Source organism: Halomonas sp. IOP_14 (assembly GCF_021021315.1).
Classification (GTDB): domain Bacteria; phylum Pseudomonadota; class Gammaproteobacteria; order Pseudomonadales; family Halomonadaceae; genus Vreelandella; species Vreelandella titanicae.
Window position 1 is genome coordinate 1 of the sequence record NZ_JAINWD010000120.1, and the last position, 350, is coordinate 350.

Consider the following 350-nt stretch of genomic DNA (forward strand, 5'->3'; position numbering starts at 1 on the left):
TGCGAGGCCACGCAGCTTTGCTTGCCCTTCGCTTTGGAGTTTATCGATTCGGACGAGCTGCCCAGCGTTGAGTTTGAGAGCATCTCGGTTACTACGTTCAGGCTTTCACACCGGGCGCCGTCCTATGCTTATGGGTTTACGGAGACAAAGGTAGATGCTGCCTTGGACGTGGATAAGCTAGCGCAAAAGGGTATCCCAAGAGGGCCGTTGTGGGGACAGTTGAAGCAAGGGTTTGATGTTGAGTTTGAGGGTGAGCGGTTAAAAAGCCATGAGTTCTTGATCTTCAAGCACAAGCCGAGAAAAGTCGTGATCGCTGGGGACAATGACCAGCCTGACTTGTTGTTTGATGC

General features: G+C 52.0%; 1 pseudogene. It reads left to right on the plus strand.

What is annotated here, in order from left to right:
• Positions 1-350, plus strand: a pseudogene (locus K7H09_RS24365) (MBL fold metallo-hydrolase); the annotation flags it as partial.